Below are 20997 nucleotides of genomic sequence, written 5' to 3' on the forward strand. Positions count from 1 at the left end.
TTCTGCTGCCGGTGTTGCCGTCTGGACACGAAAAGGGCGGACATCCCGTTGGATGCCCGCCCCTTCACTCTAACGATCCGGTCGGATCAGTAGCGGTAATGATCCGGCTTGAACGGCCCTTCGACCGGCACGCCGATGTAACCCGCCTGCTTGGGGGTCAGCTTGCTGAGCTTCACGCCCAGCTTTTCGAGGTGCAGCGCTGCGACCTTTTCGTCGAGGTGCTTGGGCAGGACGTACACTTCGTTCTTGTAGTTGTCGCCCTTGGTCCACAGCTCGATCTGCGCCAGCACCTGGTTGGTGAACGACGACGACATCACGAACGACGGGTGGCCGGTCGCGCAGCCGAGGTTCACGAGGCGGCCCTTGGCCAGCACGATGATCTGCTTGCCGTCGGGGAACTTCACCAGGTCGGTGCCCGGCTTCACTTCGTCCCATTCGTAGTTCGACAAGGCGGCGATCTGGATCTCGCTGTCGAAGTGACCGATGTTGCAGACGATCGACATCGGCTTCATCGCCTTCATGTGATCGGCGGTGATGACGTCGGCATTGCCGGTCGCGGTGCAGAAGATGTCGGCGCGGGTCACCGCCTCTTCCATCGTCACGACCTCGAACCCTTCCATCGCCGCCTGCAGCGCACAGATCGGGTCGACTTCGGTCACCATCACGCGCGCGCCGCCGTTGCGGAGCGACTGGGCCGAGCCCTTGCCGACGTCACCGAAGCCGGCGACGCAGGCGACCTTGCCGGCCAGCATCACGTCGGTCGCGCGACGGATCGCGTCGACCAGCGATTCCTTGCAGCCGTACAGATTGTCGAACTTCGACTTGGTGACGCTGTCGTTGACGTTGATCGCCGGGAACGGCAGCTCGCCCTTCTTGGCGATTTCGTACAGGCGGTGGACGCCGGTGGTCGTTTCTTCCGACACGCCCTTCAGGTTCTTGACCGTCTCGGTCAGATAGCCCGGACGCTTGGCGATGAACGCCTTCAGCGCGCGCTGGAACTCGACTTCTTCCTCGTTTTCCGGCTCGCTCAGCGTCGCGCCGGCCTCCAGCTTGGCGCCCCACAGTGCGAACATCGTGGCGTCGCCGCCGTCGTCGAGGATGATGTTGGCGGTTTCGTCACCCCAGTCGAAGATGTCGCCGACATAGTCCCAATAGTCGGCAAGGCTCTCGCCCTTGATCGCGAACACCGGGATGCCCTTGGCGGCGATCGCGGCGGCGGCATGGTCCTGCGTCGAGAAGATGTTGCACGTCGCCCAGCGGACGTCGGCGCCGAGCGCGGTCAGCGTCTCGATCAGCACCGCGGTCTGGATCGTCATGTGCAGCGAACCGGTGATGCGCGCACCCTTCAGCGGCTGCGACGCGCCGAACTCGCTGCGCAGCGCCATCAGGCCCGGCATTTCGGTTTCGGCGATCTCGATTTCCTTGCGACCGAAATCGGCGAGGCCGATGTCCTTGATGACGTAATCGGTCTGCTTGTCTGCGATGGCGGTGGCCATGGGAACTCCTGCGTGGGGCCATGGGGCACGCCCATGGCGGATGGTGCGCCTCTACCGACGTGGTCGGCGAAACGCAAACGCTACATAAAGATATCTTTATATCTCGAGCGCGGGCGCGCGCGGCTGCTCGATCCTACTGGTCGCGTCAGTCGCGCGGTCATAGGCGACCGGCAGGCTGACCCACTGGTGCAGCGTGCGCGGCTGGTCGACCTCGGCGATCCCGGTCGCCGGCCATTCGTCCTTCTCCGGCATCCACGCGGTACCGAACAACCGGTCCCACAGCGTCGTGAACGCACCGAAATTATGGTCGAAATGCCGGTGTTCGACCGAATGGTGGATGCGGTGGAAGCGGTTGTCGACGATCACGCTCGACAACGGCCCCAGATGCCAGCGGCTGGGCGTATGGATGAACGATGCTTGCAGATGCATCAGGACCAGCATCGCCGGCACCGCAGGTCCGACTTCGCTGGCGATCAGGCTGGTCGGGATCGCGATCAGCAGGATCTGCACGAACGGTTCGATCGGATGGTGGAACGCGTTCACCGCCGACATTTCCCGGATCGAATGATGCACGGCATGATAGCGCCACAGCCAGCGATGCTGCGCCCGGTGGCACCAATAGAAGAAAAAGTCGTAGATCACCGCACCGATCAGCGGAGCGACCACCCACGCCACCGGCGTCTGCCACCCCGCGCCGGTCGGCAGCGTGACGAGCGGCGCTATGCCCAGCGCACTCCACAGCGTGCGGAACCCGGCATAGGCGACGCCGCTGATCGCCAGCCAGATCGCCCAGAACAACAGCCCAGGCAACCGGCCGCGCAGCGAATGCCGCTCGCGCGGGGCCAGCAGTTCGACGGCAGTCATGACCGAAAAGCCGAACGTCCACACGACCAGCGTCGGCTTCACGGTTTCCCACATGGCGGACAGGGTCGACATCGCCGGAACCTTATCCCTGCGTTCCTAACAATTACTTGCCGTCAGGCGGTGCCCGCGCCCAGCGCCAGCAGCCGCGGATCGATCCCCAGCCGGTCGAACCCCGCCCGCCACCGCGTCGGCGTCGGCACGTCGAACAGCAGGTCGCCGTCGCCGCCGACATTCATCCAGCCATGGCGCGACAATTCGCCCTCTAGCTGCCCCGCCTCCCATCCGGCATAGCCCAGCGCCACGAGGAACCGCGCCGGCCCGGTCCCGGCGGCGATCGCGCGCAGCACGTCGATCGAACCCGACAACGCCCATTTCCCCGCGACGTCGATCGTGTCCTGCCCGCCCCAGCTATCGTCGTGCAGCACGAAGCCGCGCCGCGTTTCGACCGGGCCGCCCAGATGGATCGGCGCGTCGGGCGCTTCGCCGGGTTCGATGTCCAACTGTTTCAGCAGCGCATGCAGCCCCAGCCCGTCGATCGTATCGCCGATGCCGACGCCCATCGCCCCCTCCTCGTCATGGGTGCACATCGCCAGGACGGCGTGGTCGAAACGGCGGTCGCCGATGCCTGGCATCGCGAGCAGGATCTCTCCGGCAAGGAATCGTGTCTGTTCCATAATCCGGACGACGCTAATCGTACCGGCGGGGTAGCGCCATGGTTGAAAAGGTCCGCGCCCGCTCCCACGCTGTCAGGGCCGCGCGATCGGCGCGCCCGTATTGTGGAGACGAACATGACGATCAAGGTCGGCGACCGCCTGCCCCACGCCACGCTGGTCAAGGTCACCCCCGACGGGCCCGACCAGGTATCGACCGACGATTTCTTCGCCGGGCGCCGCGTCGCGCTGTTCTCGGTGCCGGGCGCCTTCACCCCGACCTGCTCGGCGCGCCATCTGCCGGGCTATGTCGAACAGGCTCAGGCGTTCCGGAACAAGGGCGTGGACGAGATCGCGTGCACCGCAGTCAACGACGCGTTCGTGATGGGTGCATGGGCCAAGGCGGGCGAAGCGACCGACAAGGTGACGATGCTGGCCGATGGCAATGCCGATTTCGCCAAGGCGGTCGGGCTGACCGTTGACAGTTCAGCCTATGGCATGGGCACCCGCGGGCAACGCTATGCGATGCTGGTCAACGACGGCACGGTCGAGGCACTGCATGTCGAGGCACCGGGCGAGTTCAAGGTCAGCTCGGCGGAAAACCTGCTCGCCTCGCTCTGACCCACAGGGTTGATTTCCCGTCAACCGTAACGGAACCGGCGGCGGCCGTTCGAGTTAGTCGGTAGTTACGCAACCATATCGAACGCGAAAGGGAACGTCATGACCAACACGACGACCAGCAAGGATGTCGCCAACGACGTCGCCGAAACCACCGGCACGATCGCCGAAAAGGCATCGGCGACCTATGCCTCGGCTAAGGAAAGCGTGACCGACGCCGCCGCCAAGTCGCGCGACGCGGTCAGCAGCGCGGCCAAGTCGACCGCGGAAACGGTGAAGGCGCACCCCGGCGCCACCGCCGCGATCGTCGCCGGTGCCGCCGCCGCGATCGCCGGTGCAGCGTTCGGCGCGTCGAAGCTGATCGAGAAGAAGCGCGAGGCGGATGCGACGCCGAAGGTCCCGCCCTCGGCGACCTGAGCTTCGGGACGGGCGAACGGTCACAACCGTTCGCCCGTTTTCCAACGTCACCCCGGACTTGATCCGGGGTCCAGCTTCTACTGCGCCGCCCGACAGGAACCGTCGCTCCAGCGCAGGCTGGGGCCTGCCGCGGCGAGGCGCGCTCCCCCTTACCGGGAGATCCCAGCCTGCGCTGGGATGACGTTGGTGGCGGGCAGGACTTGGCTGGTACGGCCGAGGGTAGCGGAACAACCCGGTTCTCGATCGCCCATCTATCCCCCCTCTTGACCTGTCGCCGCCGAACGCCTTAGCCACGGTCGATGACGCAGGCTTCCCAGATCGTCGCCGAACTCGATCGGCTCTATACCGCTTCCGTGGCGCGGCTGCGCGCCGCGCTCGACCGCTACCTCACCGACGGCACGCCCCCGCCCTCTTCGGCACGGGTCGACGGATCGTTCGCCTATCCCGAAATCCGCCTGACCTATCGCGGCGGCAGCGACCGGCCGATGCCGTCGCGCGCCTACGGCCGGCTGACGACGCCGGGCGAATATCGCATCAGCGTGACCAAGCCGGCGATGTTCGCGGCGTACCTGACCGAACAGCTCGAATTGCTGATCGCCAACCACGACGTGACGGTCGAAGCCGCACCGGGGCGGCAGGAAATCCCGTTCCCCTATGTGCTCGACGCCGGCCATGCGCTCAGCCTCGACGCGGTGTCGGCGTCCGAGCTGGCGCGGTACTTTCCCGCAACCGAACTGGCGCATATCGGCGATGAGATCGCCGACGGACTGTGGATCGGCCATGACGATAGCCGTCCGCTGGCGCTGTTCGACGGGTTGCGCACCGACTTCTCGCTCGCGCGGCTGCGGCATTATACCGGCACTCCGCCCGAACATATCCAGCAATACGTGCTGTTCACCAACTATCACCGCTATGTCGACGAATTCGTCCGCTGGGCCGGGGAACAGTTGAAGCCCGCCGCCGACGGCACGCCCAGTCGCTATACCGCGCTGTCGGGGGCCGGCGGCGTGCTGGCGACCGCAGGCGACGATGCCGAACGGATGGTCAGCGACAGCGCGTGGCGGCGGCACCAGATGCCGGCCTATCACCTCGTCGCGCCGGACGGCACCGGCATCACGCTGGTCAATATCGGCGTCGGCCCGTCCAACGCGAAGACGATCTGCGATCACCTCGCGGTGATGCGGCCCGAGGCGTGGCTGATGATCGGGCACTGCGGCGGCCTGCGCCCCAGCCAGCGGATCGGCGACTATGTGCTGGCCCATGCCTATCTGCGCGACGACCATGTGCTGGACGACGTACTACCGCCCGAAATCCCGGTGCCGGCCATCGCCGAAGTGCAGGTCGCAATGGCCCGCGCTGCGGAGATCGTGTCGGGCCAGTCGGGCGACGAGCTGAAAAAGCGGCTGCGCACCGGCACCATCGTCACCACCGACGACCGCAACTGGGAATTGCGCTTCAGCCGCTCGGCGCTGCGCTTCTCGCTGTCGCGTGCGGTCGGGATCGACATGGAATCGGCGACGATCGCGGCGCAGGGGTACCGGTTCCGCGTTCCCTACGGCACGCTGCTGTGCGTATCGGACAAGCCGCTCCACGGCGAACTGAAGCTGCCGGGACAGGCCAACCGCTTCTACGAACGCGCGATCAACGAACATATGCGGATCGGCATCGAAGCCTGCGAGCAGTTGCGGCTGGAGGGTGCCCGCCTGCACAGCCGCAAGCTGCGCGCGTTCAACGAACCGCCGTTCCGGTAAGGGCCGTCATCTCCCCTCCCTGACAAGGGAGGGGCTGGGGGTGGGTCGGCCCGTTGTGGCGCACGAACCTTCCCTCGCGGACCTACCCACCCCCGACCCCTCCCTTGTCAGGGAGGGGAGCACCAAGCTCTCCCCCGTTGAGCGTCGGGTAACCTTTGCCCGCTACGTCGTTGTTCCGAAAGGAACGACGACCGCATGCCCACCCTGCCCGGAAAACTGCCCTCGGCGCTGCGCGAAGTCGCGATGACGCTGCTCAAGGCAGTGATCGCGCTCGGAGTCTTCGGCGCGATCATCTTCGGCTGGGGCTATGGCAAGGCGCGCGAGCAGCAGGCGTTCACCAATTCACTGCCGCTGCCCAACGAAGTACGGCAGGACCAGTGCGCGGTGTGGTTCGTCGGCAGCTCGACCATGGCGCGCTGGACCAGCCTGCAGCAGGACATGATGCCGTGGACGACGCACAACCGCGCGATCGGCGGCGCGACACTGAGCGAACTGACCACCCGCTTCCTCAACGAACGCAATCCGCAACCGCCGCGCGCGATCGTCTTCTACGCCGGTGAGAACGACCTAGCGTTCGGCGTGTCGGTGGGTGCCACGGCCGCCGCCTTCGCCGACTTCATGGCGTACAAGCGCAAGCGGCTGGGCACGACGCCGGTCTTCTTCGTCTCGGTCAAGCCATCGCCGACCCGCTGGGCGCTCGCGGACAAACAGGCGGCGTTCGACGCGATCGTGCAGGAAATGGCCGCGCACGATAGCGACCTGACCTATGTCGACGTGCGCGACCGGTTCCTGGTCAACGATCGCCCCGGTCCTTTCTACGAAGTCGACGGACTGCACCTGAACGATGCCGGCTATGCGATCTTCAGCACCGCGCTGCACCGCGCCCTTGCCGCCGACCTGCCGGCACCGCTCGTCCGGCGGTGCCAGCGCGAATCGACGCATAGCTGATCCCCGACCATGCCACCGCAACGCCTGGTTGGGGTCGATGCATGGCGCGCGGGGCTCATGCTGTTCGGCATCCTGCTGCACGCCCTGCCCGAACGATCGCACGCCCCGCTGTTCGCGGTGATCGGCTATGTCTCTACCCACGTCCGCATGGGGGCGTTCATGGTCGTCGCCGGATATCTGTGCGGCTTCGTCGCGTCGCGCCGACCCCGCCGCGTGTGGCTGCGCACCCGGTTCCAGATGCTGGCGATGCCGTTGCTGACCGGGCTGGTCCTGACCGTGCCCACGCTGGTCATCCTGCGGGTGCATTATGCGGCGGCGACGCCGTCGATCGTCAGCCTGTGGTTCAACTGGTACCATCTCTGGTTCCTGCTCGCGCTGATCCTCTATCTGCCGATCGCGTGGGTGCTGGCATTCGGTGAGACGCATGCGCGGGTGGCAACATGGCTGACCGGGCACGCGACCACCCCGACCGGCCGCCAGGCCTGCATCATCCTCGCCATGCTGGTCTGTTCGCTCGCGATGATGACGCTTGGCATCCTGCTGGCCGCGATCGTGCCGTGCGACGGACCGACGGTGCTCAGCACCCTGCCGCAGATGCTCGGCTACGCGCCGCTCTACGCCATCGGCATCCTGCTCGGGCGTGACGAAGCGCTGGCCGTGGCCGTGCTCGGCCATTGGCGCACCATGGCGATGATCGTCACGACGATGGTGATCCTCGATTGCGGCGCGGCATGGGCCAGCGGCGCGGCGCCCGGCATCGGCATCCCCCAACTCTCGCTGCTCGCCCGCGCGGTGCTTCCCGGCACCAGCGCGCTGTTGATCCTGCGGTCGGCGCTGACCATCCGCCGGGTGCCGCGCGCGCTCCGCCGCATCGCTGATGCGTCGCTGACGATCTACCTCGTCCATTTCCCGCTGGTGAAGCTGTTGCAGGCACTCGCCGGCGACGTGCTGCACGACGACTATCTGACCTTCGCCTTCGTCGTGTCGGTCGCGGCCATCCTGTCCTACGCGTTCCATACGCGGGTGGTGGTGCGGTCACCGGTACTGCTGTGGCTGTTCAACGGCGCACCGCGGCCATCGTTCGGGATCGCCGCGAAACCGGCCTGACCGGGTTCAGACCTTGTAGCGGTCGGTCGGCAGCTGCGCCTCGCTCGCTGCCGCGCTCTTGTGGAACAGTGCCCTGTCCTCCGGCCGGAATGCCCAGCGCCACAGGATCGCGAAATAGGTGGCGAGGATGATCGGAATGCCAAACAGCATCTCGGCCCATTCGAACCGCTTGGGCAACTGCATGATCGCCGACCCGACTACCGTCGCCGCCACCACCGCCCACACGAACGCCGGCCGGAAATCGCGCACGCTATGGCCCAGCAGCCTGGACAACAGCCCCGACTTGATGACCGATCCCAGCGCGACCGAGGTGCACAACGCCATCGCCGGCCCCACCGCGGCATAGTTCTGCGGCAGGCCCATCGTCCGCATCAGCATTACCAGCGCGAAGCTCAGCACGACCTGAAACGCCAAGAGGCCGAGGGATATCATCAGGTTGCGGTGCCGCGCGATATAGACCAGCGCCGCCTCCGACACCGCGCCCTTCGCCGCGAGCACCTCGGCGACCAGCAGGAACGACAGCGCCCCCGCCCCGCTGACGAACTCGCGCCCGACCACGCCCATCACTCCCGATGCCGGAATACTGCCTGCCAGCGCCAGCGCCGCCTGCGCGGTGATGATCCAGAAACCAACCTGCCGTACCTGCCGCGCGACCGCGCCCTTGTCGTCCACCGCCAGGCTCTGGGTGATGACCGGCCCCAGCACCGGATCGAAGCTGGTCTTCAGCTTCTGCGGCAGCGATGCGACCTGCTGCGCCATGTAATAGATGCCGACGATCGCCGGCCCGAACAACAGCCCCAGAATGAAGCGGTCGACGTTGCGCGTGCCCCATTCGATCGCGTCGGCCCCGGCCAGCGGCATGTTGCGCTTCACCAGCGCCAGCATCGGCCGCAGATGCGGCGACCAGCCATAAGGCAGGCCATAGCTGCGGATGAACGGCACGATCGACGCGACCAGCGCCGCCGCCATTGCCAGCACGTAGCTCATGATCAGCCCGTCGCGCGTCGAATAATAGCTGAGCCCCCACGCCGCGATCGAGATCGTCCACGGCTCGACCACCGCCCGCGCGGTTACCGCCGCCTTGACGTTCAATCGATAGGCCAGCGCCGCGAGGCTGACGTCCGACCACGCGATCGCGAAGACGATCAGCGGCAAGAGGCGTTCGAACCCGATCACCTCGCTGTTCGGGTACATCACCTGCGGAAAGACGAATAATACCGCGCTGGCCGCGACCGACAAGATGAACGCCACCGCCAATGCGTCCCACACGACATGAGCATGCGGCCGGTCGGTGGACGACAGCGCCTGCGCCAGCCCCCGCTTCAACCCCAATGTCGCGACCAGCGCCGCCAGTTCGACCACCAGCACCGCCAGCGCGAACCGCCCGACGATCTCGGGGCCGTAGACCCGCCCGGCGATGAACAGGAACGGCAGTCGCGCGACGAGGCGCAGGACGAAGCCGAACACGTTCGTCCGCCCGCCCTTGGCCAGGGCGGCGATATCGTCGGTCGGCGGGGTCGGCGCGTCGGTCACGCGACGCGCGAAGGGTCGATCATCGCGGCCTCATACGCGAGGGGCGCGGCAGGCCATAGCCCCCTGTGCGCTTTGGCCGCATGGTGCGGCTTGCGGGCAACGGTCGGAACGATCGCGCCGCTGGAGGCTTGGTTCGGCAATCCTTGCGGAGACGATAGATGAAGGCGTTCGCCCCGATCCTTTGCGCAGCGACGCTCGCCGCCTGCTCGCAACAGCCCGCCACGACCGGCAATACCGCCGAACCCGCCGACCATGCGGCAATGAATCATCAGGCGATGACCGGCACCGCGTCGGATTCACCCGCGACGCGCGGCTACAAGCAGTCGATGGCCGCGATGATGGCTGATTCCCCAGCCTATACCGGCAACGCCGATGTCGATTTCATGCAGCAGATGCGCGTCCATCATGTCGCCGCGGTGGCGATGGCACAGACCGAACTGGCGCATGGCAAGGACCGCGCCGCCCGCGCGCTGGCACAGGCGGTAATCGCTGCGCAGCAGCAGGAGATCGAGCAGATCGACCGATGGCTGCGGGCGAAGGGGCGTTGATGGTTCGCGGGATCACGAAGCTGGTGGGATAATGTTCCTGACCTGCACACTCTCGGGCCTGGCCGTATCGAGGCTGACCAACGTCAGGTTTCGCTTGCCGAGAAACATCAGCGTCACCGCGCTGCCTCCACCCCTGATCTCCCTCGGCCTGAGCAATTTCAATTCGCGACGGATAGCCGCACCATCCTTGCAAAAGCCCGTCCGAGTCTGGTCGTCGCAGGCGAACTCCACTTTGACTTGTTGGTTTAGGACGTTGTCGAAACGGATCAGCGCGCCAATTGCCGCAGCGGCGTCGACACGGGAATCCATGTCGACATAGCCCTTCGCCGGACAGGTCGCTGCGTTCGTTACGATGACTTCGCGTTTCTCTTCCACCGTCAGCAGAATGGCGGCGTCGCTCGCGACCGACGGATCGACCGATGTCTGATACCGAGCCGGCATGAACTGGGCACGCCAACGTCGACGCTGGCATCCCCGGGGTAACGCCACCGGTCGCTCGATATAATCGCGCGCAGCTTGGCCCCCGATCGCTGGATGCCACGGCTCAGCATTTTCCACGGCAACGATTGGACCGTGGGGCTTATCTTTAAGCACACGCTTGACCGCTTGCGGCAACGACAACTCGACTTCGGCCAACGTCGGTGCGCCAGCCTGCAATGCAAATGCCAGCCACAGCATCAATGCGCCGCGCCCCAGCTCGCCCCCGTGCCGATCTCCACGCCCAACGGCACCGACAGCTGCACCACCGGTTCGGCCGCCGTCTCCATCACCCGCCGGATCACCGGCGTCGCCGCCTCGACCAGCCCCTCGGGCAGTTCGAACACCAATTCGTCGTGCACCTGCAACAGCATCCGCACCTCGTGCAGCCCGGCTTCGGCCAGCGCCGGCCCCATCCGCGCCATCGCCCGCTTGATGATGTCGGCGCTCGTCCCCTGGATCGGAGCGTTGATCGCGGCGCGTTCGGCACCCTGGCGCTCATGCTGCACCTTCGACTGAATGCGCGGGAAATGCGTCTTGCGCCCGAACAGCGTCGTGGTGAACCCGGTCGTCCGCACGCTCTGCGTCGTCTCGGCGATATAGCGGTTGATGCCGGGGAAGCGGTCGAAATAGCGATCGATCATCGCCTGCGCCTCGTCCGCGCTCACGTCCAGCCGCCCGGCGAGGCCCCAGCGACTGATGCCGTACAGGATCGCGAAGTTGATCGTCTTGGCCCGCCCACGCGTGTCGCGGTTGACCTCGCCGAACAGCTCCTGCGCGGTGATGCTGTGGATGTCGTCGCCGCGTTCGAACGCGTCGCGCAGCTGCGGCACGTCGGCGATATGCGCCGCCAGCCGCAGCTCGATCTGCGAATAATCGGCGGCGAGGATGACGTTGCCCGGTTCGGCCACGAACGCATCGCGAATCTGCCGCCCGACCTCGGTCCGGATCGGGATGTTCTGCAAATTCGGATCGGTCGACGACAGCCGCCCGGTCTGCGCGCCGGTCAGGCTGTACGACGTATGCACCCGCCCGGTCGCCGGGTTGATCTGCGCCTGCAACGCATCGGTATAGGTGCTTTTCAGCTTCGACAGCTGGCGCCAGTCGAGCACCTTCGCCGCGATTACCGCACCCGGCGAATCCTTGTCGGCGGCGATGCGTTCCAGTTCGTTGACGTCGGTCGAATAGACGCCGGACTTGCCCTTGCGCCCGCCCTTGATCCCCAGCGTGACGAACAATACGTCGCCCAGCTGTTTCGGTGATCCGATCGTGAACTTGGTGCCCGCCAGTTCGTGGATCTCGGTTTCCAACGCGGCGATCCGCGCGGAGAAATCCTCCGACAGCTTCGCCAGCACCGCCGCATCGACCTTGATCCCGGCCTGCTCCATGTCGGCGATCACGCGCACCAATGGCCGGTCGACCATCTCGTACACCTTGGTCGCCTGCTCATACGGCAATCGCGGCTTGAACCGTCGCCACAGCCTGAGCGTCACATCGGCATCCTCGGCAGCGTAGCGGGTCGCGGTCTTCAGGTCGATCTCGCCGAAGCCGACCTGCTTCTTGCCCGTCCCCACCACATCCTTGTACGCGATGCAGCTATGCTGGAGGTGCGTCGCCGCCAGTTCGTCCATGCCGTGTCCGTGCAGCCCGGCGTCGAGCGCGAAGCTCATGACGATCGTATCGTCATAGGGCGCGACATCGACGCCGGCGCGCGCCAGCACGATCATGTCGTATTTCAGATTATGCCCGATCTTCAGGACGTCGGGGTCCTCGAACAACGGCTTCAGCGTCGCCAGCACCGCTTCGCGCGGCAATTGCTCGGGCTTCTCCGCGAACATGTCGGTCCCGCCATGGCCGATCGGAATATAGCAGGCGAGGTTCGGGTGCAGCGCCATGCTCACCCCGACCAGTTCGGCCCGGGTCGCGTCGAGCCCGGTGGTTTCGGTATCGATCGCGACCCAGCCCTGATGCCGCGCCACCTGTACCCAGCGGTCGAGCGCGTCCTGCGTCACTACCGTCTCATACGCGTCATGGTCGCATGACGGTTCGTCGTCCTGCGCCACCGGCGCGGTCGGGCTTTCGACCGGGGCATCGGCAACCGTGCCGAGCTTGGTCAGCAGCGTGCGGAACCCGTGATGTTCGAGGAAGGCGCGCAGCGGCGCCTCCGGTATCCCCTGCAGTTCCAGCGCGTCGAGCGGTTCGGGCAGGCCACCATCGCATTTCAGCGTCACCAGCACCTTCGACAGCCGCGCATTACCGGCATGCTCGATCAGATTGTCGCGCAGCTTGCCCTTCTTCATGTCGGGCGCGGCGGCCAGCACCGCCTCCAGATCGCCATGCTCGTTGATGAGCTTGGCCGCCGTCTTCGGCCCCACCCCCGGCACGCCCGGCACATTGTCGACGCTGTCGCCCATCAGCGCCAGCACGTCTCCGAGCTTCTCCGGCGTCACGCCGAACTTCTCGACCACATGCTCCGGCCCCAGCGTCCGGTTGTTCATCGTGTCGAGCATGTCGACCGACGGATCGGTCATCAGTTGCATCAGATCCTTGTCGGAACTGACGATCGTCACCGCCCAGCCCTGCGCCAGCGCCGCCTGGGTATAGCAGGCGATGATGTCGTCGGCCTCCAGCCCTTCCTCCTCGATGCACGGCAGGCTGAACGCCCGCGTCGCGTCGCGGATCATCGGGAACTGCGGGACCAAATCCTCGGGCGGCGGCGGCCGGTGCGCCTTATACTGGTCGTACAGGTCGTTGCGGAACGTCTTCGACGACTTGTCGAGGATCACCGCCATATGCGTCGGCCCATCGGCCTTATGCAGCGCATCGGCCAGCTTCCACAGCATGGTGGTATAGCCATAGACCGCCCCCACCGGCTCGCCGTGCTTATTGGTCAGCGGCGGCAGCCGATGATAGGCGCGAAAGATATAGCCGGAGCCGTCGACGAGATAGAGATGGGGCATGGGGGCGGAGATAGCAGCGCAGTGGGGCGGGCGCGAGGGGGGCCATACTGCCCGCTTGACTTCACGGTGCGTAACAGGCCAGATTTTGCATGCGGGCCGACGCGGACGCCCGTTCAGGCGACCCGTTGCCCAAGTTCCGCTCCATCGGTCGCCGTTGCGGCCTGTAGGAGCGTACCCATGGATCCTGCCCCGCCCCGTCCCCCCGCCCTGTCGCTGATCGCGCTGTTCGGAAAATTCCTGCGCTTCGGTTGCCTCGGCTTTGGCGGACCGGTCGCGCAGATCGCGATGCTGCGCCAGACGCTGGTGGAGGAGGAACACTGGATCGACCGGGCGCGGTTCAACCGGCTGCTCGCGGTGCTGCAGGCGTTGCCGGGGCCGGAGGCGCATGAACTCTGCGTCCATTTCGGTGTCCTCGCGCGGGGCCGGATCGGTGGGCTGCTCGCGGGGTTGGGCTTCATGCTGCCGGGCTTCTGCCTGATGCTGCTGGTCGGCTGGCTCTATGTCACCGTCCTGCAGGGAAGCGTCGCGCTCGGCGGGTTGTTGCTCGGCGTCCAGGTGGCGATCCTCGCGGTGATCCTGCGCGCCGTGGTGCGGATCGGGCAGCATGTCGTGGAGGACCGGTTGCTAGCCGTCATCACGCTGGCGGCGGCGGGAGCGACGCTCTTCGGGGTTGCGTTCTGGATACCGCTGTTGGTCGGTGGCGGCGTTTATGCCACGAAGGCGCGGCCATTAGCCGCCTCGGCCATCGGTCTCGTCGGGATCGCCGCCGCGGTTGCCGCTCTCATGGCGGCCACCCCCGTCGCGCCGGTCGCATCGACCGCTCAGCCGATCACCATCCTTGCCCTTTTCGTCGCCGGACTGAAGGGCGGACTACTGACCTTTGGCGGCGCCTATACCGCCATCCCCTATGTTCGCGCGGATACCGTCGGTCGCGGGTGGATCGGCGACGCTGCGTTTCTCGACGGGGTCGCCTTTGCCAATGTCATTCCGGCGCCGCTCGTAATCTTCGCGACGTTCATCGGCTTCGTCGCGGGCGGCCTCGTCGGCGCGCTGGCGATTACCCTCGGCATGTTCCTGCCCGCCTTCGCCTTCTCGCTGCTGTTCTTCGAACGGCTGGAGGGGATCGTCGACGCACCTTCGCTCCGCCACGCGCTGACCGGGGTCGCGGCGGCGGTCGTCGGGATCATCGTAGCGACCCTTTTGCAGTTGGGCTTGGCCACCGGAGGACGAATCGATCCGCTGACAGGAGGCGCGTTGTTCGGGGGGGCGCTGGTAATGGCGTGGCGGCTGAAAGGCGGCTGGGTAACGCCGGTGATCGTCGCGGTCGGAGCCATGCTGGGCTGGGCGCTGTTCTGACCCCGGCTTGACGTCTTCGTCGGCGCGAAGAACATTGTGCATTGGGGGACAATATCGATGCGCTACTGGATTATGCCGCTTACCGCCGCGCTGGCCGCGGCCACGCCCGCCATGGCGAAAGAACTGAAGGTAGGCCAGCCCGCGCCGCCGATCGAACTGACGCTCGCCGACGGGACCAAGACCACGCTCGCCGAGCATCGTGGCGAAGTCGTCGTCGTCAATTTCTGGGCGACATGGTGCGTGCCGTGTCGCGCCGAACTGCCGCTGCTCGACGCCTATTATCGCAAGATCAGCAAGCATGGCGCCCGCGTCTTCGCCGTCACGACCGAAGGATCGGTGCCGATTTACAAGATGAAGGCGCTGTTCGCCGCGCTGGCGATCACCCCGGCCAAGGGGATCAAGGGCATTTCGCGCGAAGTACCGGCGGTGCCGACCAACTACATCATCGATCGGCGCGGGGTGGTACGCTACGCGAAGGCGGGGGCGATGGAATTGGACGACCTCAATCGTGAGTTGATCCCGTTGTTGAACGAGCGGGTGCCGGCGAGTTGATGAGGTAGTGGTCGGGCTATCACACTTGTCACCCCGGACTTGATCCGGGGTAACGAGATAATAGGCCTTGTTGGACGGAAAACGGCCCCGGAATCGCTTCCGGGGCCGTTCCTTATTTTATAGCCCGACGTGGCGAAGCCACGTCGTCGGTCCTCGCCTGCGCAAGGCCGGCCGGGCGAGCCTTGTTCGGCTCGGCCGAGCTTACGCTGCGGCCTTTGCCCGGCTCGCCTTCTTCCGCTCATGCGGGTCCAGGTGGCGCTTGCGCAAACGGATGTTCTTTGGCGTCACCTCAACCATCTCGTCGTCGTCGATGTACGCAATGGCCTGTTCCAGCGTCATCTTCTTCGGCGGGGTCAGGCGGATCGCGTCGTCCTTGCCGCCCGAGGCGCGGAAGTTGGTCAGTTGCTTCGCCTTCATCGGATTGACCTCGAGGTCATCCGTCTTGGCGTTCTCGCCGATGATCATGCCTTCATACAGCGCTTCGCCGTGACCGACGAACAGGATGCCACGCTCTTCGAGCGGCCCCAGCGCATAGCCCTGCGCTTCGCCGGCGCCGTTCGAGATCAGCACGCCGTTCTTGCGGCCTTCGATCTGGCCCTTGTGCGGACCGTACTTCTCGAACAGCCGGTTCATGATGCCGGTGCCGCGCGTGTCCGACAGGAACTCGCCGTGATAGCCGATCATGCCGCGCGAGGGTGCCGAGAAGGTGATCCGAGTCTTGCCACCGCCCGACGGGCGCATGTCGGTCATCTCGGCCTTGCGCAGGTTCATCTTCTCGACGACCGTGCCCGAATATTCCTCGTCCACGTCGATGATGACGGTTTCGTACGGCTCGGTCTTCTTGCCGTCCTCGTCCTCGCCGAACAGCACGCGCGGACGCGAAATGCCCAGCTCGAAGCCTTCGCGGCGCATCGTTTCGATCAGCACGCCCAGCTGCAATTCGCCGCGGCCCGCGACTTCGTAGCTGTCGCGATCGGCCGCTTCGGTCACCTTCACGGCGACGTTCGATTCGGCTTCGCGGAACAGGCGGTCGCGGATCATGCGCGACGTCACCTTGGTGCCCTCACGCCCCGCCATCGGCGAATCGTTGACGGCGAAACGCATCGACAGCGTAGGCGGATCGATCGGCTGCGCGTGCAGCGGCTCGGTAACCTGCGGGTCGCAGATCGTGTTCGACACGGTGGCGACGGTCAGGCCGGCCAGCGAGATGATGTCGCCCGCCTTGGCTTCGTCGACCGGCACGCGGTCGAGGCCGCGGAACGACATGATCTTCGACGCGCGGCCGGTTTCGACGACGTTGCCGTCATTGTCGAGCGCGTGGATCGGCTGGTTCAGCTTCACCGTGCCCGAATTGACTCGGCCGGTCAGGATACGGCCGAGGAAGTTGTCGCGGTCGAGCAGCGTGACGAGGAAGGTGAACGGAACGTCCTCCACTTCCACCTTCGGCGCGGGCACGTGCGACACGATCGTCTCGAACATCGGGATCAGCGTGCCTTCGCGCGCGTCCATGTCGGTCGAGGCATAGCCGTTGCGGCCCGACGCATAGAGCACCGGGAAATCGAGCTGTTCGTCGTTGGCGTCCAGCGACACGAACAGGTCGAACACTTCGTCCAGCACTTCCTGGATGCGCGCGTCGCTGCGGTCGACCTTGTTGACCACGACGATCGGCTTCAGGCCCAGCGCCAGCGCCTTGCCGGTCACGAACTTCGTCTGCGGCATTGCGCCTTCCGACGAATCGACCAGCAGGACGACGCCGTCGACCATCGACAGGATGCGCTCGACCTCGCCGCCGAAATCGGCGTGGCCCGGCGTGTCGACGATGTTGATGCGGATCGATTCATCGCTGCCCGGCGGGGTCCAGTCGACCGAGGTCGGCTTGGCGAGAATGGTGATCCCGCGCTCCTTTTCGAGGTCGTTCGAATCCATCGCGCGTTCTTCGACGCGCTGGTTGTCGCGGAACGTGCCGGACTGACGGAACAACTGATCGACGAGCGTGGTTTTGCCGTGATCGACGTGGGCGATGATCGCCACGTTGCGAAGGCTCATGCTATTTCCTGGATCATGCGGGAGTGCAGTTGGGCGGGCGCTTAGCGTATTTCCTCGGAAACCGGAAGTCCCCCCTTTGCTGCGCTGCGGCGGGCCGTGCCACGGCGTACGCCGCTGCCATTGCAACCAAGATGTGTATTATCTAACTACCACAGTTGTATCGAGGGGCGTCCGCATGGCATCAAGCGGACGCAAGTGGAGGACATATGGCAACGCAGACGACCGAAGAGCCAGCGCTGGTGCTGACCCCGCCCGATCCGGTGCCGACCGTCGCGCCCGCAAAGGCCGCCGGGCTGGTGCCGGTGGACGATACCAAGCGCACCGAACTCCAGCGCCGCGTCGACGACTTCATCGACCAGCTGGTCGCGCAGGACGCGAACTCGCCCGAATTCGGCAAGCGGGTCGATGCGATCAGCAACCTCGGCGCCCGCGAGATCCGCGAAGCGGCGGGCCAGTCGAACCGTTTCCTCGACCGTCCGGTCAAGGCGATGGACCAGGAATCGGGCGTCGGCGCCGACCTGGCGCAACTGCGCCGCACGATCGAGGACCTCGATCCGGGCAAGCAGGGCAACTTCCTCGAGCCGAAGAAGCTGTTCGGCATGATCCCGTTCGGCAACAAGGTCCGCGACTATTTCGACGGCTACAAGTCCGCGCAGAGCCACATCGCCTCGATCCTGAAACGGCTCCAGTCCGGCAAGGACGAGCTGTTGATGGACAATGCCGCCATCGACACCGAACGCGCCAATCTGTGGACCGCGATGGGTCGCCTCGAACAGATGATCTATCTGTCGAAGGAAATGGATCAGAAGCTGGAGGACCGTGCCAACGAGCTCGACCACAGCGATCCGGCCAAGGCCAAGGCGATCCGCGAGACCGCGCTCTTCTATGTCCGCCAGCGGTCGCAGGACCTGCTGACGCAGATGGCGGTGACGGTGCAGGGCTATCTCGCACTCGATCTGGTCAAGAAGAACAATGTCGAACTGGTGAAGGGCGTCGACCGCGCCAGCACCACCACCGTCGGCGCGCTGCGCACCGCGGTGACGGTCGCACAGGCGCTGACCAACCAGAAGCTGGTGCTGGACCAGATCACCGCGCTCAACACCACCACCGCCAACATCATCGATTCGACCGGCAAGCTGCTGCGCAGCCAGACCGCGACGATCCATGAACAGGCCGCCGCATCGACGATTCCCGTCGAAGTGCTGCAACGCGCGTTCCAGAACGTCTATGACACGATGGACGCGATCGACACCTTCAAGCTGAAGGCCCTCGATTCGATGAAGACCACTATCGGCACGCTGTCGAACGAGGTCGAGAAGTCGCGCGGCTATATCGCCCGGGCCGAAGGCGCGTCGCAGAATGCGCAGGGTGGCGAGACGTTCAAGCTGGAGGCGATGTAACGCGATGTCGCGCAGCGACGAGGTCCTCGAACGCGCCAACCTGACGCTGGAGCGCGCCCGCGAACGTCATGGGCAGGTCGCCCCGCGCGCGCGTCGCCGGCGCGAGGCGGAGGTGCTGCGGCGCCTCGGCCGCATCGCCGCCGCCGACGGCGCGATCATCGTCGCGGCGCTCATCATCGGCTGGTTCGTGCCGCTGGGCTTGGGGGGCGCGATGGTCGTCATGGCGCTGCTGATCGCCGCCACCGCGCTGTTCGCGTTGCTGCCGGTCACGCGCGAGGTCGCGGTCGAACAGCTGGTGCAGGCGCCGATCAAGTCGCTACCGTCGCAGACCGAACGCTGGCTGGCGACGCAGCGCCCGGCCCTCCCCGCGCCCGCGATCACGCTGGCCGATGCGATCGGAGTGAAGCTCGACACGCTGTCGGCGCAGCTCGCGACGCTCCCCGACGACGAACCTGCCGCCGCCGAGGTGCGCAAGCTGGTCGGCGAACAGCTCCCCGAACTGGTGCGCGGCTATCAGCGGGTCCCCGAGCCGCTCCGCCGCGTCGAACGCAACGGCCGCACGCCCGACCAGCAACTGGTCGACGGGCTGAAGATCATCGACGACGAGATCGCGTCGATGACCCGCCAACTGGCACAGGGCGACCTCGACAGCCTCGCGACGCGCGAACGGTTCTTGCAGATCAAGTACCAGGGAGAGGAATAGGCGGATCAATCACGCCTTTACCGGTCAGGACGGGGGAGGAACCGCTATCGGATCGGTGGCGATATAGCGGATGGTGGCCCCCTCCGCGCTCGGAACACGCCGGAATACCCGCGCCTGCGAATCATATGCTATCGACAGCATTCCAGGCCGAGGCCATACGACGCTGACCGGCATGTTTGGAAACTCCATCACCGGCGCGACCCCATGATTGTCGTCCGCGACGAACACCTCGGTGGCATCCTCCAACGGCTGGTTCGCACGTCCGACCCAGACGACCGTTGCCTTCGAGGTCGTCGCTCCGCAATCCCGCACCTCGACCACCGCATAGCGATCGCTCGCGAGGTCATAGGCCTTGTGCACAAGGTCCGACGAGCATTCGGGCGCCAATCCGCAGCCAGTAATGAGCAGGGTTGACGACAGGGCAAGGGTTGCGCGTAGCATCGACGGATGCTGCCCATCGCCAGACTTGTGCGCAATAGGCTGGACCGACACTGCCCCCCAACCCCCTCGTCATTCCCGCGCAGGCGGGAATCCATACACGCCGACGTCGGCGACAGGATCGCGACCGTTGCGCCTATGGATCCCCGCCTTCGCGGGGATGACGGGGAGGGGTTATGGACCGCTTTCCTACAACGCCCCACCGCGGCTAACCTCCGCCCCGCTCTTTCTCACCGCCGACATGCACGCGCGTCCAAACCCAAAAACCACACGTCACGCAAACACGCCACTAGTGTGAACTTAGTGAACTTTAGCGCCGAACCCGGCCGAAAACCGCGCTATTCGCGCTCGCGCTCGACGTCCCATTGGTGCCGCTGCACCATGACCGACCGCACCGGCCGCCCCCGCGCGTCCAGCGACGGACGGAAGCGAAAGGCGCGTTCGATCTGGCGGCAGGTCGCGATATCGATCGCGCGATTGCCGCTCGACCGCCGGATGCGGCAGTCGCTGGCGCGCCCGTTCGGCTCGACGACATAGTCGACCTCGACCGACCCTTCGAAGCCATCCTCCTCCAGCTCCACCGGCAACCGCGCGCCCTGCAGCGACCCGCCGATCTGCTCGGGCGGCGTATCGCCTCCACCGCTGCCGTCGCCATCTCCCTCGCCGCCACTCCCCAAGCCGTCGCCTACCCCGCCCGCCCCCGTCCCCGGCCCGACGGTATCGGTCGCGCCCGACGAGGCGTCGTTGCCCGGCCCGGCGAAGGGAGCAGTCACCACCGGCGGCGGCACCGGCAGCGGCACGACCGGCGGCGTCGCGACGATCTCGGTCGCTTTCGACCGGATATTGGGCGGCGCGGCGCGTCCCTCGGGCCGGCCCTGCCGCACGACCTGCGGCACCGGCGGCGGGGGCGGCGGATCGGGCGGCGGCGGCAGGATGTCGAACGTCGCCAGCGCACTCTGCGCCGTCCGCGTCACGTCCACGCCCAGCCCGACGATCAGCGCCCAGCCGAGCAGGACATGCAACAGGATCGTCACGCCCATCGCGCCGATGCGGCTCCGGTCCGGCAGGGTCGTCGTCATGGCCATTATGCTGGCACAACGCCGATGAATGGCGGGTGATCCGAGCAAAGGTTC

At 66.1% G+C, this 20997-nt stretch carries 19 protein-coding genes; 10 read left to right on the forward strand and 9 right to left on the reverse strand.

What is annotated here, in order from left to right; translation table 11 throughout:
- Nucleotides 1-86 precede the first annotated feature (86 nt).
- The 3 genes from ahcY to MF610_RS03015 all read right to left on the reverse strand — a co-directional run bounded on the left by ahcY (nt 87) and on the right by MF610_RS03015 (nt 3034).
- Entirely contained in the window at nt 87-1496 is a 1410-nt protein-coding gene (gene ahcY / locus MF610_RS03005; RefSeq protein ID WP_242192616.1) for an adenosylhomocysteinase, read from the reverse strand.
- A gap of 96 nt (nt 1497-1592) precedes the next feature.
- The gene (locus MF610_RS03010) at nt 1593-2432 is read right to left on the reverse strand and encodes a sterol desaturase family protein (RefSeq protein WP_242192617.1); all 840 of its coding nucleotides are present in this window, start codon (nt 2430-2432) and stop codon (nt 1593-1595) included.
- 41 nt (nt 2433-2473) lie between these two features.
- A complete protein-coding gene (locus tag MF610_RS03015; protein WP_242192618.1) occupies nt 2474-3034 on the reverse strand; it encodes a YqgE/AlgH family protein in 561 nt (186 codons plus the stop codon).
- 114 nt (nt 3035-3148) lie between these two features.
- Between MF610_RS03015 and MF610_RS03020 the strand changes: the two genes are divergently transcribed.
- The 5 genes from MF610_RS03020 to MF610_RS03040 all read left to right on the forward strand — a co-directional run bounded on the left by MF610_RS03020 (nt 3149) and on the right by MF610_RS03040 (nt 7851).
- On the forward strand, nt 3149-3631 hold the full coding sequence (locus MF610_RS03020; RefSeq protein ID WP_242192619.1) for a peroxiredoxin: 483 nt from the start codon (nt 3149-3151) through the stop codon (nt 3629-3631).
- 99 nt (nt 3632-3730) lie between these two features.
- Nucleotides 3731-4045: a hypothetical protein gene (locus MF610_RS03025; protein WP_242192620.1), complete on the forward strand. Its 315-nt coding sequence runs from the start codon at nt 3731-3733 to the stop codon at nt 4043-4045.
- A 299-nt stretch (nt 4046-4344) separates the two neighbouring features.
- The gene (locus MF610_RS03030) at nt 4345-5796 is read left to right on the forward strand and encodes an AMP nucleosidase (RefSeq protein ID WP_242192621.1); all 1452 of its coding nucleotides are present in this window, start codon (nt 4345-4347) and stop codon (nt 5794-5796) included.
- Nucleotides 5797-5991: 195 nt separating this feature from the next.
- Nucleotides 5992-6744, forward strand: coding sequence for a GDSL-type esterase/lipase family protein (locus MF610_RS03035; protein WP_242192622.1), 753 nt, complete (start codon nt 5992-5994; stop codon nt 6742-6744).
- A 9-nt stretch (nt 6745-6753) separates the two neighbouring features.
- A complete protein-coding gene (locus MF610_RS03040) occupies nt 6754-7851 on the forward strand; it encodes an acyltransferase family protein (RefSeq protein WP_242192623.1) in 1098 nt (365 codons plus the stop codon).
- A 6-nt stretch (nt 7852-7857) separates the two neighbouring features.
- Here MF610_RS03040 and MF610_RS03045 read toward each other — a convergent pair whose 3' ends face one another.
- Nucleotides 7858-9384 (reverse strand): lipopolysaccharide biosynthesis protein, encoded by a 1527-nt coding sequence (locus MF610_RS03045; protein WP_242192624.1) that lies wholly within the window; start codon nt 9382-9384, stop codon nt 7858-7860.
- 158 nt (nt 9385-9542) lie between these two features.
- On the opposite strand from MF610_RS03045, the gene MF610_RS03050 reads away from it, so the two are divergent.
- Nucleotides 9543-9932, forward strand: a complete 390-nt coding sequence (locus tag MF610_RS03050) for a DUF305 domain-containing protein (protein ID WP_242192626.1) — start codon at nt 9543-9545, stop codon at nt 9930-9932.
- Nucleotides 9933-9944: 12 nt separating this feature from the next.
- Here MF610_RS03050 and MF610_RS03055 read toward each other — a convergent pair whose 3' ends face one another.
- Complete coding sequence (locus MF610_RS03055; RefSeq protein ID WP_242192627.1) at nt 9945-10610, reverse strand: hypothetical protein; 666 nt, start codon at nt 10608-10610, stop codon at nt 9945-9947.
- A complete protein-coding gene (gene polA / locus MF610_RS03060; protein ID WP_242192630.1) occupies nt 10610-13369 on the reverse strand; it encodes a DNA polymerase I in 2760 nt (919 codons plus the stop codon). The genes MF610_RS03055 and polA overlap by 1 nt, the downstream gene beginning before the upstream one ends.
- A gap of 177 nt (nt 13370-13546) precedes the next feature.
- Here polA and chrA point away from each other — a divergent pair, with 177 nt between their 5' ends.
- On the forward strand, nt 13547-14725 hold the full coding sequence (gene chrA / locus MF610_RS03065) for a chromate efflux transporter (RefSeq protein ID WP_242192632.1): 1179 nt from the start codon (nt 13547-13549) through the stop codon (nt 14723-14725).
- A gap of 57 nt (nt 14726-14782) precedes the next feature.
- A complete protein-coding gene (locus MF610_RS03070) occupies nt 14783-15277 on the forward strand; it encodes a TlpA family protein disulfide reductase (RefSeq protein ID WP_242192633.1) in 495 nt (164 codons plus the stop codon).
- 201 nt (nt 15278-15478) lie between these two features.
- On the opposite strand, the gene typA is transcribed toward MF610_RS03070, so the two are convergent.
- Nucleotides 15479-17323: a translational GTPase TypA gene (typA, locus tag MF610_RS03075; RefSeq protein ID WP_242192635.1), complete on the reverse strand. Its 1845-nt coding sequence runs from the start codon at nt 17321-17323 to the stop codon at nt 15479-15481.
- Nucleotides 17324-17529: 206 nt separating this feature from the next.
- Here typA and MF610_RS03080 point away from each other — a divergent pair, with 206 nt between their 5' ends.
- Both MF610_RS03080 and MF610_RS03085 read left to right on the forward strand, forming a co-directional pair.
- Complete coding sequence (locus MF610_RS03080) at nt 17530-18723, forward strand: toxic anion resistance protein (protein ID WP_242192637.1); 1194 nt, start codon at nt 17530-17532, stop codon at nt 18721-18723.
- Nucleotides 18724-18727: 4 nt separating this feature from the next.
- Nucleotides 18728-19426: an HAD family hydrolase gene (locus MF610_RS03085; RefSeq protein ID WP_242192639.1), complete on the forward strand. Its 699-nt coding sequence runs from the start codon at nt 18728-18730 to the stop codon at nt 19424-19426.
- A 24-nt stretch (nt 19427-19450) separates the two neighbouring features.
- On the opposite strand, the gene MF610_RS03090 is transcribed toward MF610_RS03085, so the two are convergent.
- Entirely contained in the window at nt 19451-19867 is a 417-nt protein-coding gene (locus MF610_RS03090; protein ID WP_242192641.1) for a hypothetical protein, read from the reverse strand.
- Between the two features lie 335 nt (nt 19868-20202).
- Nucleotides 20203-20943, reverse strand: a complete 741-nt coding sequence (locus MF610_RS03095; RefSeq protein WP_242192642.1) for an energy transducer TonB — start codon at nt 20941-20943, stop codon at nt 20203-20205.
- Between the last annotated feature and the right edge of the window lie 54 nt (nt 20944-20997).

This window comes from Sphingomonas hankookensis (assembly GCF_022664465.1).
GTDB classification, from domain to species: Bacteria; Pseudomonadota; Alphaproteobacteria; order Sphingomonadales; family Sphingomonadaceae; genus Sphingomonas; species Sphingomonas hankookensis.